The organism is Pseudomonas sp. TH37, assembly GCF_016650735.1.
In the GTDB taxonomy this organism is placed as follows: domain Bacteria; phylum Pseudomonadota; class Gammaproteobacteria; order Pseudomonadales; family Pseudomonadaceae; genus Aquipseudomonas; species Aquipseudomonas farris.
This window is the reverse complement of the sequence record NZ_JAEKFD010000001.1, coordinates 406865-426830: the sequence shown is the minus strand read 5'-3', so window position 1 is coordinate 426830 and position 19966 is coordinate 406865. Positions and strand designations below refer to the sequence as shown.

19 protein-coding genes are annotated in these 19966 nt (G+C 59.3%); all 19 read left to right on the top strand.

Translation table 11 applies throughout. From position 1 onward, the window contains the following. The first annotated feature begins 1 nt into the window (after position 1). A complete protein-coding gene (gene pseB / locus JFU11_RS02045; RefSeq protein ID WP_201059583.1) occupies positions 2-1003 on the top strand; it encodes a UDP-N-acetylglucosamine 4,6-dehydratase (inverting) in 1002 nt (333 codons plus the stop codon). After that, entirely contained in the window at positions 1000-2163 is a 1164-nt protein-coding gene (pseC, locus tag JFU11_RS02040) for a UDP-4-amino-4,6-dideoxy-N-acetyl-beta-L-altrosamine transaminase (protein WP_201059581.1), read from the top strand. The genes pseB and pseC overlap by 4 nt, the downstream gene beginning before the upstream one ends. Before the next feature lie 21 nt (positions 2164-2184). Continuing rightward, the gene (gene pseF, locus JFU11_RS02035) at positions 2185-2880 is read left to right on the top strand and encodes a pseudaminic acid cytidylyltransferase (protein WP_123720683.1); all 696 of its coding nucleotides are present in this window, start codon (positions 2185-2187) and stop codon (positions 2878-2880) included. Then, positions 2877-4376, top strand: coding sequence for a UDP-2,4-diacetamido-2,4,6-trideoxy-beta-L-altropyranose hydrolase (gene pseG / locus JFU11_RS02030; RefSeq protein ID WP_201059579.1), 1500 nt, complete (start codon positions 2877-2879; stop codon positions 4374-4376). The genes pseF and pseG overlap by 4 nt, the downstream gene beginning before the upstream one ends. Next, on the top strand, positions 4373-5425 hold the full coding sequence (gene pseI / locus JFU11_RS02025; RefSeq protein ID WP_201059577.1) for a pseudaminic acid synthase: 1053 nt from the start codon (positions 4373-4375) through the stop codon (positions 5423-5425). The genes pseG and pseI overlap by 4 nt, the downstream gene beginning before the upstream one ends. Positions 5426-5654: 229 nt before the next feature. Continuing rightward, on the top strand, positions 5655-6581 hold the full coding sequence (locus JFU11_RS02020) for a ketoacyl-ACP synthase III (RefSeq protein WP_007894181.1): 927 nt from the start codon (positions 5655-5657) through the stop codon (positions 6579-6581). Between the two features lie 95 nt (positions 6582-6676). After that, positions 6677-7969 (top strand): 6-hydroxymethylpterin diphosphokinase MptE-like protein, encoded by a 1293-nt coding sequence (locus JFU11_RS02015; RefSeq protein ID WP_201059576.1) that lies wholly within the window; start codon positions 6677-6679, stop codon positions 7967-7969. After that, positions 7966-8235 (top strand): hypothetical protein, encoded by a 270-nt coding sequence (locus JFU11_RS02010; protein ID WP_201059574.1) that lies wholly within the window; start codon positions 7966-7968, stop codon positions 8233-8235. Before JFU11_RS02015 ends, JFU11_RS02010 begins: the two co-directional genes overlap by 4 nt. A gap of 253 nt (positions 8236-8488) precedes the next feature. After that, a complete protein-coding gene (locus JFU11_RS02005; protein WP_201059572.1) occupies positions 8489-9340 on the top strand; it encodes a flagellin domain-containing protein in 852 nt (283 codons plus the stop codon). Positions 9341-9415: 75 nt separating this feature from the next. Next, entirely contained in the window at positions 9416-9781 is a 366-nt protein-coding gene (locus tag JFU11_RS02000; protein WP_201087336.1) for a flagellar protein FlaG, read from the top strand. Positions 9782-9863: 82 nt separating this feature from the next. Continuing rightward, entirely contained in the window at positions 9864-11270 is a 1407-nt protein-coding gene (fliD, locus tag JFU11_RS01995; protein WP_201059568.1) for a flagellar filament capping protein FliD, read from the top strand. A gap of 127 nt (positions 11271-11397) precedes the next feature. Continuing rightward, a complete protein-coding gene (fliS, locus tag JFU11_RS01990) occupies positions 11398-11793 on the top strand; it encodes a flagellar export chaperone FliS (protein ID WP_201059566.1) in 396 nt (131 codons plus the stop codon). 10 nt (positions 11794-11803) lie between these two features. Continuing rightward, positions 11804-12100, top strand: a complete 297-nt coding sequence (locus JFU11_RS01985; protein WP_123720690.1) for a flagellar protein FliT — start codon at positions 11804-11806, stop codon at positions 12098-12100. Positions 12101-12274: 174 nt separating this feature from the next. Further along, complete coding sequence (locus tag JFU11_RS01980; RefSeq protein WP_007894189.1) at positions 12275-13750, top strand: sigma-54 dependent transcriptional regulator; 1476 nt, start codon at positions 12275-12277, stop codon at positions 13748-13750. 128 nt (positions 13751-13878) lie between these two features. After that, complete coding sequence (locus JFU11_RS01975; protein ID WP_201059564.1) at positions 13879-15084, top strand: ATP-binding protein; 1206 nt, start codon at positions 13879-13881, stop codon at positions 15082-15084. Positions 15085-15089: 5 nt separating this feature from the next. Beyond that, a complete protein-coding gene (locus JFU11_RS01970) occupies positions 15090-16475 on the top strand; it encodes a sigma-54 dependent transcriptional regulator (RefSeq protein WP_123721236.1) in 1386 nt (461 codons plus the stop codon). A gap of 342 nt (positions 16476-16817) precedes the next feature. Then, positions 16818-17147, top strand: coding sequence for a flagellar hook-basal body complex protein FliE (fliE, locus tag JFU11_RS01965; RefSeq protein WP_010456962.1), 330 nt, complete (start codon positions 16818-16820; stop codon positions 17145-17147). A 14-nt stretch (positions 17148-17161) separates the two neighbouring features. Further along, positions 17162-18949, top strand: a complete 1788-nt coding sequence (fliF, locus tag JFU11_RS01960) for a flagellar basal-body MS-ring/collar protein FliF (RefSeq protein ID WP_123720692.1) — start codon at positions 17162-17164, stop codon at positions 18947-18949. Next, on the top strand, positions 18942-19961 hold the full coding sequence (fliG, locus tag JFU11_RS01955) for a flagellar motor switch protein FliG (protein ID WP_007894195.1): 1020 nt from the start codon (positions 18942-18944) through the stop codon (positions 19959-19961). The genes fliF and fliG overlap by 8 nt, the downstream gene beginning before the upstream one ends. The last annotated feature ends 5 nt before the right edge of the window (positions 19962-19966 follow it).

Here is a 19966-nt window from a genome sequence, read left to right as displayed (position 1 = left end):
CATGTTCAACGGTCAATCGATTTTCATCTCCGGCGGCACCGGCTCGTTCGGGCGCAATTTCATCCGCCGGCTGCTGGAGCAGTACCAGCCCAAGCGGGTGGTGGTGTTTTCCCGTGATGAGCTCAAGCAGTACGAGATGCAGCAGACGTTCAACGCGCCGTGCATGCGTTACTTCATCGGTGATGTGCGCGATGCCGACCGTTTGCGTCAGGCCATGCGCGGTATCGATTACGTGGTGCATGCCGCGGCCCTGAAACAAGTGCCGGCGGCGGAATACAACCCCACTGAATGCATTCGTACCAACGTCAACGGCGCGGAAAACATCATCGCCGCTGCCATCGACAACGGCGTGAAAAAAGTCGTCGCGCTGTCTACCGACAAGGCCGCCAGCCCGATCAACCTGTACGGCGCGACCAAGCTGCTGTCGGACAAACTGTTTGTGGCCGCCAACAACATTGCCGGTGAACAGCAGACCCGCTTTGCCGTGGTGCGCTACGGCAACGTCGCCGGTTCGCGGGGGTCGGTGGTGCCGTTCTTCAGCAAACTGATTGCCGAGGGCGCCAAAGAGCTGCCGATCACCGATGAGCGTATGACGCGTTTCTGGATCACCCTCGATCACGGTGTGAAATTTGTGCTCGATAGTTTTGCCCGCATGCACGGCGGTGAAGTGTTTGTGCCGAAGATCCCGTCGATTCGCGTCGTCGATCTGGCGCGGGGCATGGCTGAGCATTTGCCGCACAAAAACGTCGGTATTCGTCCAGGGGAAAAACTCCATGAGCTGATGGTGCCGCTGGACGACGCGCGCATGACCCTGGAGTTCGATGATCACTACACCATTCAGCCATCGATTCGTTTCACCAGCGTCGACGTGGATTTTGCCGTGGACAAACTGGGCGAGCAGGGCCGGCCGGTGAGCGAAGATTTCGAGTACCGCTCCGACACCAACCCGCACTTCCTGTCGGTCGGCCAGATCGCTGACCTGCACGCAGAGCTGTCGGCATGATTCCCTACGGTCGGCAAAGCCTCGATCAGGATGACATCGATGCGGTGGTTGCCGTGTTGCAGTCCGACTGGCTGACGCAAGGGCCGACCATCGAGCGTTTCGAACAGGCCATGGCCGAGCGTTGCCAGGCCGGTTTCGCGGTGGCGGTGTGCAATGCCACGGCGGCGTTACACATTGCCTGCCTCGCCGCGGGCCTCAAGCCGGGCGATCGCTTGTGGACTACGCCGAACACTTTCCTGGCCTCTGCCAACTGCGGTCGCTACTGCGGCGCCGAGGTCGATTTTGTCGATATCGATCCGCTGACCTGGAACCTCGACGCCTACACTTTGGCGTCTAAGCTTGAGATCGCCGAGCGCGACGGCAAGCTACCGAAAGTGCTGGTGGCGGTGGCGTTCTCCGGGCAGAGCTGCGATATGCGCATGATCGCCGAACTGGCCGAGCGCTATGGTTTCACCGTGATCGAGGATGCCTCTCACGCGGTCGGTGCGTCTTACGCCGGGCGTCCGGTGGGTTGCGGCGAATTCGCGGCGATGACGGTGTTCAGTTTTCACCCGGTGAAGATCATCACCAGCGCCGAAGGCGGCATGGTGCTGACCAATCGCCCGGAACTGGCCGAGCGCTTGCAGCGCCTGCGCAGCCACGGCATGACCCGTGACCCTGCGCAGATGACCGAACCCAGCCATGGTCCCTGGTACTACCAGCAAGTGGAACTGGGCTTTAATTACCGCATCACCGACCTGCAAGCGGCCCTCGGTCTGTCGCAGCTGAACAAGCTCGATGGTTTCATCGAGCGTCGTCGCGAGCTGGCGGCGCGTTATGAGCGGTTGCTGGCGTACTTGCCGCTGACCTTGCCCGGCGCGCAGCCGGAGGCCGAGTCGGCGTGGCATCTGTACGTGGTGCGCTTGCAGACGGAGCGGATCAGCCTCAGCCATCGACAGGTGTTTGAAGGCTTGCGAGCGGCCGGGGTGGGTGTGAACCTGCACTATATTCCGCTGCACTTGCAGCCGTACTATCGCGACCTGGGTTTTGCCGAGGGGGATTTTCCCCAGGCCGAACGTTATTACGCCGAGGCCATCAGCCTGCCGCTGTTTCCTCTGCTGAGTGATCAACAACAGGATTATGTGGTCGAGCAATTGCGACGACTGATCCTTGAGGCGTAGTGACTTGAGGAGTAGTGACTCTTGAGCAGTGTTGCGATCATCCCGGCCCGTGGTGGCAGCAAGCGAATCCCGCGCAAGAACCTCAAGCCGTTCGACGGCGTGCCGATGATTGTCCGTTCGATTCGCACGGCGCTGGAGTCGAATCTGTTCGACCAGGTGATTGTCAGCACCGACGATGAAGAGATCGCCGAGGTCGCACGGGCCCATGGGGCTCAAGTGCCGTTCATGCGGCCCGTAGCGCTTGCCGACGATTTCACCGGGACCGCAGCGGTGATCGTGCATGCCTTGAAGCAATTGCCACCGTTCGACTATGCGTGCTGCGTTTACGCGACGGCGCCCCTGTTGCAGGCGCGTTATCTGCGTCAGGGACATGAGTTGCTCGTGCAGCACCCGGACAAGTCTTTCGCGTTTTCAGTCGCCGGTTTTGGCTTCCCGGTACAACGGGCCTTGACCCTGGACGAGCAGGGTGCCTTGACCTCGCTCTACCCGGAATTTCGCGAGACCCGTTCCCAGGACTTGCCCGAAGCTTTTCAAGATGCCGGCCAGTTCTATTGGGGGCGTAGCGAGGCCTGGTTGCGTGGCGATGTGTTGTTCTCGCCGGCAAGCCTGCCGGTGATTCTGCCGCGGCATCTGGTGCAGGATATCGACACGCTTGAAGACTGGACGCGTGCCGAATATCTCTATTCCGCCTTGAAGGCTGGGGGTGAGCTGCAATGAGGGTACTGATCCGCGCTGATGCATCGCCGACTATCGGCAGTGGCCATATCGCCCGCTGTCTGACCCTGGCCAGGGTGTTGCGCAAGCGGGGCGCGCATGTTGCCTTCGCTTGTCGTCAGTTGCCGGGGCATCGGTTGGACAGTCTGCAGTCTGAGGATTTCGAGACTTTCGCGCTGCCGGAGCGCTATCCCGATGAAGACCCGCAGCAGGCCATCGAGTCGATGCTGCCGTGGCAGGCGGACATTGCTGCGCTGGGACAAGCATTGGAAAGTCATCCGGCTTTCGACTGGATCATCGTCGACCACTATGGCCTCGATCATCACTGGCAGACCGCCGCGCGCCGTTGGGCTCCACGAATCGCGGCGGTGGACGATTTGGCCACTCGGCAATACAGCGTCGATCTGCTGCTCAATCAAAATCTGTCGGGCACGCCAGAGGCTTATGCCTCACTGCTGACGCCCGATTGCCAGACCCTGCTGGGCCCACGGTTTGCCCTGCTGCGCGATGAGTTCTGTTGCCCGGCAATCGAGATCAAACCTCGAGCCAGGCGAGTGCTGGTGAACTTCGGCGGTTTCGATGCGGCCATGCAGACCCATCACGCGATGTTGGCGCTGGCGGACCTCCATGAGCTGGAAGTCGATTTCGTGGCCGGTGCCGATAACCCGGCCTGGGAGCAGATGCAGAGTCTGGTGGACTATCGCCCGAACTGGCGCCTGCACAGTTTTGTCAGCGATTTCTACCAGCTGATGACCGAGGCCGACCTGTTTATCGGTGCCGGTGGCGGTACCAGCTGGGAGCGAGCGGCCATAGGGCTGCCGACGATCTGCATTGCGGTCTCGAATAATCAGCAGGCCAACGGCGAGGTGATGGCGACCTCGGGGGCTCATGTGTTCCTGGGCAACCGCGAGCGGGTCAGCGTCGAGCAGTTGCATCAGACCATCGGTTTTGTCGTGGGCAATCAGGGGATTCGTCAGAGTCTGGCCGAACGCTCGCGGCAGTTGGTCGATGGCCGTGGGGCGCAGCGGGTGGCGGCAGCGCTGGCGGGGGCGGTGTTGCAGGTTCGTCAGGCCACTCAGGATGATGCGCAATTGTTGTTCGACGGGCGCAATGCCGAGGCGGTACGGCGCTGGTCGCTGGACACCCACGTCATCGACTGGCAACGGCATCAGGCCTGGTTGGCCGCGAGCCTGAGCAACCCGCGGCGGTTGCTGTTGATCGCCGAGGCGGATGATGGCCCGGTCGGTGTGCTGCGTTATGACCTCGACGATGCTCGTGCCGAAGTCTCGATTTATTTGTTCGAAAGCCGAATCGGTTTGGGTTGGGGCAGGGCGTTGCTGGCGCGGGGCGAAGTCTTTGTCACCGCTTACTGGCCGTCACTGCAAGCCATCACCGCTCAGGTGCTGCCGGCCAACCAAGCGTCGCTGAAAGTTTTCCGCGAGGCAGGTTTCACTCAGAGTGCTTGTGCGTTCACACGCGTTTTAAAGGATCACCCATGACCAGTTTCAAGATCGGCAACCGCTCGATCGGTGCCGATGCGCCGCCGTTCATCATTGCCGAGATGAGCGGCAACCATAACCAGTCGCTGGACGTGGCGCTGCAAATCGTCGAAGCCGCGGCCAAGGCCGGCGCGCATGCCTTGAAGCTGCAAACCTATACCGCCGAGACCATGACGCTGGACCTGTCCGAAGGCGAGTTCTTCATCAAGGACCCCAACAGCCTGTGGGCCGGTTCTTCGCTGTACGCGCTGTACGAGAAGGCCCATACGCCGTGGGAATGGCACGCGCCGATCTTCGCCCGGGCCAAAGAACTGGGCATGCTGGCGTTCTCCACGCCGTTCGATGACACCGCGGTGGACTTCCTCGAAAGCCTGGACGTGCCGGCCTACAAGATCGCCAGTTTCGAGAACACCGATCTGCCGTTGATCCGGCGGGTCGCTGCCACCGGCAAGCCGCTGATCATCTCCACCGGCATGGCCAGCATCGCCGAGCTCGATGAAACTGTGCGCGCCGCCCGTGAGGCCGGTTGCAAGGATCTGGTGTTGCTCAAGTGCACCAGCACCTACCCGGCGACGCCAGCCAACAGTAATGTGCGCACGATTCCTCATCTGCGCGAGTTATTTGGCTGTGAAGTCGGTTTGTCCGATCATTCGATGGGGGTCGGAGTGTCCGTCGCTGCAGTAGCGCTGGGGGCAACGGTGGTGGAAAAACACTTCACCCTCGATCGTGCCGCTGGTGGGGTGGACGCCAGTTTTTCCCTGGAACCAGCCGAACTCGCGAGCCTGGTGATCGAAACCGAACGCGCTTGGCAGGCGATGGGCCAGGTGCAATACGGCGTGACCGAAGCCGAGCGCAAGTCTCTGGTATACCGCCGTTCGCTGTATGTAACTCAGGACATGGCCGCCGGTGAGCCTTTCACCGCCGCCAATCTGCGGGCCATCCGGCCTGGCTTGGGGCTCGCCCCCAAACACGCTGAAACCCTTCTGGGCCGCCGCGCCCGACAGGCCATCAAGCGCGGAACGCCGTTGGACTGGTCGCTGGTCGAATAACCTGTTGTGGGTCTGATTCGGCAAAATAGAGTGACCTGCGAGTCATAACGGGCATCTTCACTGTATTGTATAAAAAGGGGAGATGGCGCCTGGACTGTTTTTAGCCCAGTGATGGCCTTTAATTCTTCCTGCTGTCGCCCCCTTGAGGGCGACGTTATTTGTTGTTTGTCGGCGCCCCTCGATTCCTTGCGAGCGGTGGTATTGGGCTGTTTATTATTGGGAAGCCGTAATGATTGGCATAAAGAGCATTGCGAGCTACGTTCCTGTAGCCGGCGTGGACAATTACGCACAAGGTGCAAAATTCGAAAAGGATGAAGAGTTCATCCTGGGCAAGATCGGTTCGGCCTTCCTGCCGCGCAAAGATGCCGGTCAGGAAACCTCGGACCTGTGTGTCGAAGCAGTCAACGCGCTGTTCGCCAACAATCCCGAGTTGAAGCGTGAAGCCATCGACGTGTTGATCGTCGTTACCCAGAATGGTGACGAAGAAGGTCTGCCGCACACCGCCGCCATTGTTCAGGACAAACTGGGCCTGCCGACGACCGTGGCTGCGTTCGATATTTCCCTGGGCTGCTCCGGTTACGTCTACGGCATCTACGCCATCAAGGGTTTCATGGAAGCCGCGGGCCTGAAGAATGGCCTGCTGGTGACCGCCGACCCGTATTCCAAGATCGTCGACCCGGAAGACCGCAACACCACCATGCTCTTCGGCGATGCCGCCACTGCCACCTGGATGGGCGAAGATGCGCCATGGCAGTTGGGCAAGGCCAAGTTCGGCACCGACGGTTCCGGCGCACCGCACCTGAAGGTTTCCGACGGGGTGTTCTTCATGAACGGCCGTCAGGTCTTCAACTTCGCGCTGCTCAAAGTGCCAGCGCATTTGCATGAGTTGCTCGCTGACTCGGGGCTGACGGCTGACGATATCGATGCATTCTGCATTCACCAGGGCAGTGCGGCGATTGTCGATGCGGTTGCGCGGCGTTTCGAGGGCGAGCCTGAGAAGTTCATCAAGGACATGGTCGAGACCGGTAATACCGTGTCGTCGAGCATTCCGTTGCTGCTGGAAAAACACGTGCTGGATTCGAAGTGGAAGCGCGTTGCGCTGAGTGGTTTCGGTGTTGGATTGTCGTGGGGTTCGGCGATCATCTATCGCCCCTGAATCTCGGCTCTTTAGTCAAAGAAAGCCAGGCAAAAAAAAGCGTTCAAGGTGTAACCTTGAACGCTATTTTTTTGCCCGAATGAAAGCGAGGCTCCATGAGCGAGTTCCTTGAGCGCAACGCCGAGGTCATACAGCGCCGCTGGCCGCTGCTGTCTGCGCGCTTGCTGGTTGAGGATGCGAGCCTGTTGCAGGCCGATCTGGTCGAAGGCCTGGGCTCGACGTTGAGCATCAACGGCATCCAGCTGACCAGTCGGCACGACCGCACCCGCGAGGCCAGACTTCAGGCCGACAGCCTGCCCATCGACAGTCCGGTGGTGCATGTCTACGGCACCGGGCTTGGCGATCTGCAGATAGAGCTACTGCAGCGCGCCGGGCTTGAGCGTTTATACGTACACATCCTCAACGGTGCGGTGTTTGCGCTGGTGCTGCAACTGCTCGATCAACAGCAGTGGCTCAGCGATCCGCGAGTCGAGCTGTTGTATGCCGGCGATCTGGCGGAAATCCAGCTGCCGTTCTTCGCGTTGCCGTCCGAGCTGGTACTGGCCGATGACTTCAATGCGAAGATCCGCGATCGCTTGATCAGCGAAACTCACCTGACCTTCAATAATCGCGAGTTCGACCCGCAGTCGCCCGAGATTATCGAGTGCTTGCAAGCCAGTCTTTCTCTGGTGCAGTCCGATCATGACGTGGCCGAGTTGTTCGGTTCCCGCCCCGGTCAGGAGGTGTTTGTCATCGCCACCGGCCCAAGCCTGGAACAGCATTTCGACACCTTGCGCGCGATTCGCAATCAAGCTGAGCGGCCGTTGTTCATCTGCGTCGATACGGCCTATCGCCCGTTGCTCACGCACGGCATCCGCCCCGACATGGTGGTCAGCATTGACCAGCGGATCTCGGCCCGGCACCTGCCGCCTGAAGACACGACCGACATCACGCTGGTGTACATGCCGATGCTCGATCCTCTGGTACTCGAAGCTTGGCAGGGGCCGCGATATGCCGGTTACTCCGCCAGCCCGATCTACCAGCAGTTGCGTGCGCAATTACCCAAGGGCGAGCTGTATGTCGGCGGCAGCGTGATTCATCCGGCGGCGGACCTGGCGGTAAAAATGGGCGCGGCGCAGATCACGCTGTTCGGCGCCGACTTTGCTTTCCCCAGCAACAAGACTCACGCAGGCTGGAACGATGGCGATCTGGGGCCGCAACTGGGGGCAGCCAAACACTGGGTGCTCGATGGTCATGGCCAACGGATCAAAACCCAGCTCAACTTCCGCAGCTACCTGTGTGAGCTGGAGCGTTATATCGCCGGCCATCCTCAGGTGCGCTTCTATAACAGCAGTCGGGCAGGGGCGATGATTGCCGGCACCGTTTTTCATCCGGAGTTTGCGTCATGAGCGGGTTTGAGTCCTTCGTCGTCGACGCGCAGCAATGCGCGGCACTATTCCGTCTGGGGCGGGATGTAGAAGCCGGACTGGCGATGATCGAGCTGATCGGTGAGATACACCCGAGGCTGGATTCGACGCCGCAGGAATCTCAACAGCAATGGGCATTTCTGCTCGGCGAAATGTTCGCGTGTCAGGAGGCGCAGAACTGGCTCGCGCTGGCGGATTATCTGGAATATGAACTGGTCCAGCTGCTGACCGACAACCTGTCCCTTTAAGCAGTTTCCCTTCTGCCGGTGCGGGCGAGTCCTCGCCAACCTGTCACCGGCACTTCTCTGACGTCATTTTTTTTGCTGCTGAACTGTCGCAAGCCGTTGTTTTGCGGGGGGTGGCAACGTGATGGCAAATATTTTTGAAAATCCCCTAAAGCAAGTTGCATTACCGACGATAACTATTACGAAGGTTCTCTAGGCCATACCCGGCGGTTGCCAGGGCCGGAAGCCGCAGTACCCAACCAACGAGGAATTCGTCATGGCTTTAACCGTAAACACCAACGTCACATCGTTGAGCGTTCAGAAGAACCTGAACCGCTCTTCCGACGCACTGTCGACTTCGATGACTCGCCTGTCTTCCGGCCTGAAAATCAACAGCGCTAAAGACGACGCCGCCGGCCTGCAGATCACTACCCGTATGACCGCGCAGATCCGTGGTCAGAACATGGCGATCAAAAACGCCAACGACGGTATCTCGATCGCTCAGACCGCTGAAGGCGCACTGCAGGAATCGACCAACATTCTGCAGCGTATGCGTGAACTGGCCATTCAAGCTCGAAACGATTCGAACGGTACTCAAGACCGTGTTGCTCTGAACAAAGAATTCGCCGCAATGTCGGACGAGCTGACGCGTATCGCCAACTCCACCAACCTGAACGGCAAGAACCTGATCGACGGTACTGCTGGTACCATGACCTTCCAGGTTGGTTCCAACACCGGTTCGGCTAACCAGATCACTCTGACCCTGGCTTCCGGCTTCGGCGCAGCGACCCTGTCGGTTGACTCGGCTACCACCCAGATCACTGGTAACAACTCGGCTACCGCTCAAGCTTCGTTCTCCGCTGCTCTGACCCGTATCGACGCCGCTCTGCAGACCATCAACACCGCCCGTGCTGACCTCGGTGCTTCACAAAACCGTCTGTCCAGCACCATTTCCAACCTGCAAAACATCAACGAAAACGCTGAAGCTGCTCGTGGTCGCGTACAAGACACCGACTTCGCTGCTGAAACTGCTCAGCTGACCAAGCAACAAACTCTGCAACAAGCTTCCACCGCAATTCTGGCCCAGGCCAACCAACTGCCATCCGCTGTACTGAAACTGCTTCAGTAATAGCTGGGTAAGTTCTAGCGGGGGAGTGCGCACGCCGTGCTCTCTCGCTTTTTTACTTTTTAAGAGGTGATGGACATGGATATGAGCGCCAAGCTGAACTTGTCTTATCCTGCGGCCAGGCAGGCAACGACTGTTGCCGACAAGCCTGCGGAGAAGCCTCGAGCGGTAGTTGCTCCGGTAGCTGCTGTCAAGGAAGAAGGTAAGAGCGAACAGGCCGAGCAGGACAAACTGAAAATGGCTGTTCAGGAAATTGAAAAGTTCGTTCAGTCGGTCAAGCGTAATCTGGAATTCTCGATCGACGAGCCGTCGGGCAAAGTGGTCGTCAAGGTCATTGCCAGCGAATCCGGTGAGGTGATCCGTCAGATCCCCAACGAAGAAGTCCTGAAACTGGCCAATAGTTTGAATGATGCAAGCAGCTTGTTGTTCAGCGCTAAAGCCTGACAACTGGCATGAATTTTGTTGCTATGTTCTTTTGGGCGTTGTAGTGGTCAAAAGGCCGGCGACACACTGAAGGGAGTTTCACATGGCAAGTCCAATTTTACCGGGCACGGGTTTAGGCTCCGGCCTTGATACCGGTGCTATCGTCAAAGCCTTGGTAAACGCTGACAAAGCGGCCAAACAAGGTCAGATCGACCGCGGGACCGCCACCAACTCGGCGAGTATTTCCGGGCTCGGTACTCTGAAGTCGCTGCTGGCCACGTTCCAGAAAGCACTCACCGACCTGGGCAGCACGACAACCCCTCAGTTCACGGGTTTTGCTGCTACCTCCTCCGATGTAAAAGTGCTGACGGCTACCTCCAGCAACACGGCTGTGTCCGGCACCTATTCCGTCAACGTGACCAAGCTGGCTACCTCCTCGAAAGTGGCTTCTGAAGCGTTTGCCGGCGGTGCGACCAGTGCTATCCCTTCGGGCACGCTGACCATCACCCAGAACGGCACCAGCTACCCTGTCACTGTAGGTGCGGGCGCCACGTTGCAATCGGTGCGTGACTCGATCAACACTCAGTACCAGGCCAGTGGCCTGAGCGCCAACATCGTGACCGACAGTTTCGGTTCGCGTCTGGTGCTGGGTTCCACCACCACCGGTGCCGGTTCCGACATCTCCGCCAGTGGTATTGCCGGTCTGGTAATCGACGGGTCGACCCCGATGGCCGCCGTGCCGACCGCCACCTCTTCAGGTGCTATCGGTGGCCTGGCCCAGGATGCCGAGTTCACAGTCGATGGCCTGGCAATGACCAGCAAGTCAAACACCCTCGACCAAACGATCTCCGGGCTGAGCTTGAAGCTGGTTACCACCGGCACGTCTACCGTCACCGTAGCGTCCAACAACGATGGTCTGAAAGCATCGATCCAGAAGTTTGTCGACGCTTACAACGCTGTCGCAAACGCTGTGACTTCCCTGACCAAGCCGTCCCTGGACGACGATGGCAAGCCGACTGTCGCTGCCGCGCTGACCGGTGATCCATTGCCACGTTCGCTTCTGGCTGCCATTCGTGGTCCATTGTCCACGACCGGTGCTGGCGACAAGTTGACCGTGCTCTCGCAGTTGGGGGTAACCACTGACCAGAAAACCGGTGCACTGAACTTCGACTCCACCAAGTTCACTGCGGCAATGAATGACAAGAAGCTCGGCGGCGAGGTTCAGACCCTGTTCACCGGTACCAACGGTCTGATCGAGCGCATGAACAATGTGATCAAACCGTACACCGATACGGGCGGTATTCTTGATACCCGCACCACCAGCCTGAATGCGACCAGGACCAGGCTGGCCGCCGACCAGGAAGCCCTGGACCGTCGGGTCGAGACCCTGACCGCTGTACTGACCAAAAAGTACAACGACATGGACACCCTCGTCGGTAAATTGAAAGCGACAGCCAGCAACATCACCTCGATGTTTGAGGCCATGGCTGCGCAACAGAAGAACTCGTAATACCCATAACGCCAAAAGCCCGGCAGCGTTTTCACGCTCCGGGCTTTTTGTTTTTTGAATCTAAAGTTTTTTGACGCGTCGTCGATACACTGGTTATACGAACCACAGATTTTTGATGAGGTACAACATGAATCCAATGTTAGCCCTTCGCCAATACCAGAAGATTGGCGCCCAGGCGCAAACTTCCGAAGCCAGCCCGCATCGTCTGGTGCAGATGTTGATGGAAGGCTGCCTGGATCGTATCGCCCAGGCCAAAGGCGCGATGGAGCGTAAAGACATTCCGAACAAAGGTGTTCTGATCGGCAAGGCCATCGGCATCATTGGTGGTTTACGTGAAGGTCTGGACCTTGAGAACTCTGTCGAAACCGTCGGTGAACTGGACAGTCTGTACAGCTACATGATGAAGCGTCTGGCTGAGGCCAACATCAAGACCGATCCAGCCATTCTCGACGAAGTCTCTGATTTGCTTAGAACAGTCAAAGACGGTTGGGATGCCATCGCCGTGCCGGGTCCGCAGTTTTAAGGAGATCACCATGAGTCTTGTATTGCAGCGAATCGAACAAACCCGTGAGGCTCTGGTCGATGCATTGGCCGAGCGCAACTGGGAAGCCATCGGTGAATTGGACCTGGCTTGCCGTTCCTGCATGGAAGACGTCTTGAGTGAAGCTTCGGTGGACGAAGTCGCGTTGCGCGATAACCTTGAGGAGTTGCTGAGAGTGTATAAGCAGCTTCTGGAGGCGGCGACGGGGGAGAGGCAAGCGATAGTCGACGAGATGTCGCAGATCCACCAAGCACAGAACGCGGCAAAGGTTTACCATCTGTTTGGTTAGTTAACCCCCTCAGTTAATCCAAACATAGTGCGCCATAAATTTGACTGTGCACGGTTTTTTGACTTAACTAGTGGCTGGTTCCAGATTTCAGGCGTCTACAGGCATAACGTGTCTGCAAGCGTCTAGCTTGCCCCTCATTTTGGGCATTGAGTTGACTAGGGAAGTTGCTATTGCATGTGGCGTGAAACCAAAATTCTGCTGATTGATGACGATAGCGTCCGTCGCCGCGATTTGGCGGTGATTTTAAATTTTCTCGGCGAAGAAAATTTACCCTGTGGCAGCCATGACTGGCAGCAGGCGGTCGGCTCTCTGTCATCAAGTCGTGAAGTAATCTGTGTCCTCATCGGGACGGTAAATGCTCCTGGTGCACTTTTGGGCCTGTTAAAGACACTCTCAACCTGGGATGAGTTCCTTCCAGTTTTGTTAATGGGTGATAATTCTTCCATTGACTTGCCGGAAGACCAGCGTCGCCGAGTGCTTTCGACTCTCGAAATGCCGCCCAGCTACAGCAAATTGCTCGATTCGTTGCACCGTGCCCAGGTCTATCGCGAGATGTATGACCAGGCCCGTGAGCGCGGTCGTCACCGTGAGCCCAATCTTTTCCGCAGCCTCGTCGGCACCAGTCGGGCGATTCAGCACGTCCGTCAGATGATGCAGCAAGTCGCCGACACCGACGCCAGCGTGCTGATCCTCGGCGAGTCCGGGACCGGCAAGGAAGTGGTCGCGCGCAATTTGCACTACCACTCCAAGCGTCGCGACGCGCCGTTCGTTCCGGTCAACTGCGGGGCGATCCCGGCCGAGTTGCTGGAAAGCGAATTGTTCGGCCATGAGAAGGGCGCCTTCACCGGAGCGATCACCAGTCGCGCCGGGCGTTTCGAACTGGCCAACGGCGGTACCTTGTTCCTCGACGAAATCGGCGACATGCCGCTGCCGATGCAGGTCAAGCTGCTGCGTGTCTTGCAGGAACGCACCTTTGAGCGCGTGGGTAGCAACAAGACCCAAAGCGTCGATGTGCGGATCATTGCGGCGACCCACAAGAATCTCGAAAGCATGATCGAGATCGGCACCTTCCGCGAAGACCTCTACTATCGCTTGAACGTGTTCCCGATCGAGATGGCGCCATTGCGCGAACGCGTCGAAGACATCCCGCTGCTGATGAACGAGTTGATCTCGCGCATGGAGCACGAGAAGCGCGGTTCGATCCGTTTCAACTCGGCGGCGATCATGTCGCTGTGCCGTCACGGCTGGCCGGGCAACGTTCGCGAGCTCGCCAACCTGGTGGAGCGTATGGCGATCATGCATCCGTACGGGGTGATCGGCGTGGTCGAGTTGCCGAAGAAATTCCGCTACGTCGATGACGAAGACGAGCAACTGGTCGACAGCCTGCGCAGCGATCTTGAAGAGCGGGTGGCCATCAACGGTCATACCCCGGACTTCACCGCCAATGCCCTGCTACCGCCGGAAGGCCTGGACCTGAAAGACTACCTCGGCGGTCTGGAACAAGGGCTGATTCAGCAGGCGCTGGATGATGCCAATGGCATCGTGGCACGGGCGGCAGAACGGCTGCGGATTCGTCGTACCACGCTGGTGGAGAAGATGCGCAAGTACGGCATGAGCCGTCGTGACGGAGATGAACAGGCGGATGATTGACGCCTGTTTTTCAACTCCTTCATTTATAAGCGGTTTTTTTTAGGCACGGGTATTGCTACATCCCTCGCAACGTTCCGTTTAACTGACGGTCAACCACGCGAGAGAGCACGATGCCCCCAGCCGCCCAGATGTCTCCTGTCCCAGATGCTTCGGGGCAACCGTCGTCCGTAGAGCAGGCAAGCCGGCTTGGCCTTGAGCAGGCGTTTGCGCTGTTCAGCCAGATGTCGAGCCAATTGACCGATTCCTACAGCATGCTCGAAGCCCGGGTCACCGAGCTCAAGGGCGAGCTGGCGGTGGTCAGTGCTCAGCGCATGCAGGAGCTGGCGGAAAAAGAGCGCCTGGCCAACCGTCTGCAAAACCTCCTTGATCTGTTGCCCGGCGGCGTCATCGTCATCGACGCCCAAGGCATCGTGCGCGAAGCTAATCCCGCCGCGAGTGAACTGCTCGGTCTGCCTCTTGAAGGCGAGTTGTGGCGTCATGTGATTGCTCGATGCTTTGCGCCGCGCGAGGATGACGGTCACGAAATCTCTCTCAAGGACGGTCGGCGTCTGTCGATCGCCACGCGCTCGCTGGATGCCGAGCCCGGTCAGTTGGTGCTGCTCAACGACCTGACTGAAACCCGTCATCTGCAAGATCAACTGGCTCGTCATGAGCGCCTGTCGTCTCTCGGTCGCATGGTCGCATCGTTGGCTCATCAGATTCGCACGCCTTTGTCCGCTGCGTTGCTCTATGCCAGTCATTTGACTGAGCAGGAGTTGCCGGTCGAGACCCAGCAACGTTTTGCCGGTCGCCTGAAAGAGCGTTTGCATGAGCTGGAACACCAGGTTCGCGACATGCTGGTGTTCGCTCGTGGCGAGCTGCCGCTGACTGACCGCGTCACCCCCAAGATGCTGATGCAGTCGCTGCAAGCGGCAGCGCTGACCCACGTTCAGGACCTGCCGATTCGCTGGCAGTGCGACAGTCATGCCGGTGAGTTGCTGTGCAATCGCGACACCCTCGTCGGGGCGATCCTCAATCTGATCGAGAACGCCATTCAGGCAAGTGCCGGCAATGTCCGTTTGAAGGTTCACCTGTATACCCGCGACAACAACCTGCGCTTGTGCGTCAGCGACAGCGGCAGTGGCATCGCCACGAAAGTGCTGGCGCGTTTGGGTGAGCCGTTTTTTACCACCAAAACTACCGGCACCGGCCTGGGCCTGACCGTGGTCAAGGCGGTGGCCCGTGCCCATCAGGGAGAATTGCAGTTGCGTTCGCGGCCGGGTCGCGGCACTTGCGCGCAGGTGATCTTGCCGCTTTTTTCGGGTGAGCAACCCGGCGCTCAGGGAGCGAAGTGAAGGACATGGCCATCAAGGTTTTACTGGTCGAGGATGACCGCGCGCTACGGGAGGCGTTGACCGATACGCTGCTGCTTGCCGGGCACGATTACACGGCGGTCGGTTCGGCGGAAGAGGCGCTGGCCGCGGTCGGTACCGAGGCGTTTAACCTGGTGCTCAGTGACGTCAACATGCCGGGCATGGATGGTCATCAGCTGCTGGGATTGCTGCGGGCTCGTCAGCCCCAGTTGCCGGTGCTGCTGATGACCGCTCACGGTGCGGTCGAGCGAGCGGTCGACGCGATGCGTCAGGGTGCAGCCGATTACCTGGTCAAGCCGTTCGAGCCCAAAGCCTTGCTCGATCTGGTGGCGCGGCACGCACTGGGCAATCTCGGTGTGGCCGAGAGCGAGGGGCCTGTGGCGTTCGAACCGGCCAGTGCACAACTGCTGGAATTGGCTGCACGGGTGGCGCGCAGTGATTCCACGGTGTTGATCTCCGGTGAGTCCGGGACCGGCAAGGAAGTGCTGGCGCGTTACATCCATCAACACTCTCATCGCGCCAGTCAGCCGTTCATTGCGATCAACTGTGCAGCGATCCCGGACAACATGCTCGAAGCCACCTTGTTCGGTCACGAAAAGGGTTCGTTCACCGGCGCCATCGCGGCGCAGGCCGGCAAGTTCGAGCAGGCCGATGGCGGGACGATCCTGCTCGATGAAATCTCCGAAATGCCCCTTGGCCTTCAAGCCAAATTACTGCGGGTATTGCAGGAGCGCGAAGTCGAGCGAGTCGGCGCACGCAAGCCGATCACGCTGGACATCCGAGTGGTCGCCACCACCAACCGTGACCTGGCCGCTGAAGTGGCGGCGGGGCGTTTTCGTGAAGACCTTTATTATCGTCTGTCAGTGTTCCCGCTGGCCTGGCGTCCGCTGCGCGAGCGCACCGCCGACATCCTGCCGCTGGCCGAGCGACTGCTGACCAAGCACGTCAATAAAATGAAGCATGCCGCGGCGAAGCTCTCGCCCGAGGCGCAGGCGTGCCTGATCGGTTATCCGTGGCCGGGTAACGTGCGTGAACTGGATAACGCGATCCAGCGCGCCTTGATTCTGCAGCAGGGCGGCTTGATCCAGCCGCAGGATTTCTGCCTGGCCGGGCCTGTGGCGTGCGCGCCGTTGCCGGCATTGGCGCCGACGCCCGTGCGCGCGGTAGAAGTCGAAGCCGAATCGGCAGGCGCCCTCGGCGATGACCTGCGGCGCCGTGAATTCCAGATGATTATTGACACCTTGCGCTCTGAGCGCGGCCGTCGCAAAGAAGCCGCCGAGCGACTGGGCATCAGCCCGCGCACCTTGCGCTACAAGCTGGCGCAGATGCGCGACGCCGGAATGGACGTGGAAGGCTACTTGTTCGCCACCTGAAAGTTGATACAAGCAACACCGATCCAAATGTGGGAGCCCTGTGGTGAGGGGGCTTGCCCCCGTTGGAGTGCGAAGCGGTCCTTCTTTTTGAGGGATGCAGGTTTTGCTGTGTGCTCAGATTTTGCGACTGCTGCGCAGCCGAACGGGGGCAAGCCCCCTCGCCACAAAGGCTCGCTCCCGCAATGGTTTGCGCTGATTTACGGGCTAATGCAAAGCCCGGAAGGCTTTTGTTTAGAGCGACCACCGAGCTGGCACCCTTGTTGCTAACACCTCACTACCCGCCGAGTGAGTGTCAAAAAATTGCGGGTAGCCAAAGACGTAGCTTCGTCAAAGAGAGAGACCATGAGCCAAGGTATTGAATTCAATCGGTTGATGCTGGACATGCGCTCCATGCAAATGGATGCGATGTCTGCGCCGAAATCGACTGCCGCAGTCCCTGAATTGGGTGGCAGCAGCTTTTCCGACATGCTCGGTCAGGCCGTCAATAAAGTGAACGACACCCAGCAGGCATCCAGTCAGTTGGCCAGTGCCTTCGAGATCGGTAAAAGCGGTGTCGATCTGACGGACGTAATGATTTCCTCACAGAAGGCCAGCGTGTCTTTTCAGGCGTTGACCCAAGTGCGCAACAAGCTGGTTCAGGCATACCAAGACATCATGCAGATGCCGGTTTAAGGACGAATTGAGTCATGGCAGAAGCAATCGCCGATAATGTTCCGGCCAAGGCCACTCCAATAGACGGCAAACCGCCGCTGTTCGGGTTGTCCTTCCTGGAAAACCTCTCCGAGATGACCATGTTGCGTCAGGTGGGCCTGTTGGTCGGCCTGGCTGCGAGTGTGGCGATTGGTTTTGCCGTGGTGTTGTGGTCCCAGCAGCCAGACTACCGGCCTCTGTACGGCAGCCTTGCCGGTATGGACGCCAAGCAGGTCATGGAAACCCTGGCCGCAGCCGACATTCCCTATACCGTTGAACCGAACTCCGGTGCCTTGCTAGTCAAGGCCGATGACCTGTCTCGTGCGCGGCTCAAGCTCGCGGGCGCTGGTGTCACTCCCAGCGACGGCAACATCGGTTTCGAGATCCTCGACAAGGAGCAGGGGCTGGGTACCAGTCAGTTCATGGAAGCGACCCGTTATCGTCGCGGCCTCGAAGGCGAACTGGCCCGGACCATTTCCAGCCTGAACAACGTCAAGGGTGCCCGCGTGCATCTGGCGATTCCGAAAAGCTCGGTGTTCGTGCGTGACGAGCGCAAGCCAAGCGCTTCGGTTCTGGTTGAACTCTATTCCGGCCGCTCGCTGGAGCCAGGCCAGGTCCTCGCTATCATCAATCTGGTGGCGACCAGCGTTCCCGAACTTAGCAAGTCGCAGATCACCGTGGTCGACCAGAAGGGCAACCTGCTGTCGGATCAGGCGGAAAATTCCGAACTGACCATGGCCGGCAAGCAATTCGATTACAGCCGTCGCATGGAAAGCATGCTGACTCAGCGTGTGCACAATATCCTGCAACCGGTGCTGGGCAACGATCGCTATAAAGCCGAAGTTTCGGCCGATGTGGATTTCAGCGCCGTCGAGTCGACTTCCGAGCAGTTCAACCCGGACCAGCCGGCATTGCGCAGCGAGCAGTCGGTCAACGAACAGCGCACCGCCAGCAATGGCCCGCAAGGTGTGCCGGGCGCCCTGAGCAACCAGCCGCCATCGCCAGCCTCGGCGCCGCAAACCACCGGTGGCACCACCGCGTCGGCCGGCATGGTGCAGCCAGGCCAGCCATTGCTCGATGCCAACGGTCAGCAAATCATGGACCCGGCCACCGGCCAGCCGATGCTGGCGCCGTACCCGGCAGACAAGCGTCAACAATCCACCAAGAACTTCGAGCTCGACCGTTCCATCAGCCACACCAAACAACAGCAGGGTCGTTTGAATCGCCTGTCGGTGTCGGTGGTGGTGGATGATCAGGTCAAGGTCAACGCGGCCAACGGCGAAACCACCCGTGCACCGTGGAGCGCCGATGAATTGGCGCGCTTCACCCGTCTGGTACAGGACGCGGTCGGTTTCGACGCCAGCCGTGGCGACAGCGTCAGTGTGATCAACATGCCGTTCTCCGCCGAGCGCGGTGAAGTGATCGCCGATATTCCGTTCTACTCCCAACCGTGGTTCTGGGACATCGTCAAGCAAGTGCTGGGTGTGTTGTTCATCCTGGTGCTGGTGTTCGGCGTGCTGCGTCCGGTGCTCAACAACATCACCGGTGGCGGCAAAGACAAGCAACTCGCTGGCCTGGGCAGCGATGTCGAACTCGGTGGCATGGGCGGCCTGGACGGCGAACTGGCCAACGACCGCGTCAGCCTGGGTGGCCCGACCAGTATCCTGCTGCCGAGCCCGAGCGAAGGCTATGACGCACAGTTGAACGCAATCAAGAGTCTGGTGGCAGAAGATCCGGGTCGCGTGGCCCAGGTCGTGAAAGAGTGGATTAACGCAGATGAGTGATAACCGAGCCGTTGCCGCCAAACTGACCAAGGTCGACAAAGCCGCGATTCTGCTGCTGTCCCTGGGTTCTACCGACGCCGCGCAAGTGCTGCGCCACATGGGGCCCAAAGAGGTCCAGCGTGTGGGTGTGGCCATGGCCCAGATGGGTAACGTGCACCGCGAGCAGGTCGAACAGGTCATGAGCGAGTTCGTCGACATCGTCGGCGACCAGACCAGCCTGGGCGTCGGTTCCGATGACTACGTGCGCAAAATGCTTACCCAGGCCCTGGGCGAAGACAAGGCCAACGGCCTGATCGACCGGATCCTGCTGGGCGGCAACACCAGTGGCCTCGACAGCCTGAAGTGGATGGAGCCGCGCGCCGTCGCCGACGTGATCCGTTACGAGCACCCGCAGATCCAGGCAATCGTGGTGGCGTACCTCGACCCGGATCAGGCCGGTGAAGTACTGGGCAACTTCGACCACAAGGTCCGGTTGGACATCATCCTGCGTGTGTCTTCGCTGAACACCGTGCAGCCAGCGGCCCTGAAAGAACTCAACCAGATTCTCGAGAAGCAGTTCTCCGGCAACTCGAATGCCTCGCGCACCACCCTGGGTGGCATCAAGCGTGCGGCCGACATCATGAACTTCCTCGACAGCTCGATCGAAGGTCAGTTGATGGACTCGATCCGCGAAGTCGACGAAGACCTGTCTGGTCAGATCGAAGACCTCATGTTCGTGTTCAACAACCTGTCCGATGTCGACGACCGCGGCATTCAGGCGCTGTTGCGCGAAGTGTCCTCGGACGTTCTGGTGCTGGCTCTCAAAGGCTCGGACGAAGGCGTCAAGGAAAAGATCTTCAAGAACATGTCCAAACGAGCGGCCGAACTGTTGCGCGACGACCTCGAGGCCAAAGGCCCGGTGCGCGTCAGCGACGTGGAAACGGCGCAGAAAGAAATCCTCACCATTGCCCGCCGTATGGCCGAAGCCGGAGAAATCGTTCTCGGCGGGAAGGGCGGCGAAGAGATGATCTAAGGTCA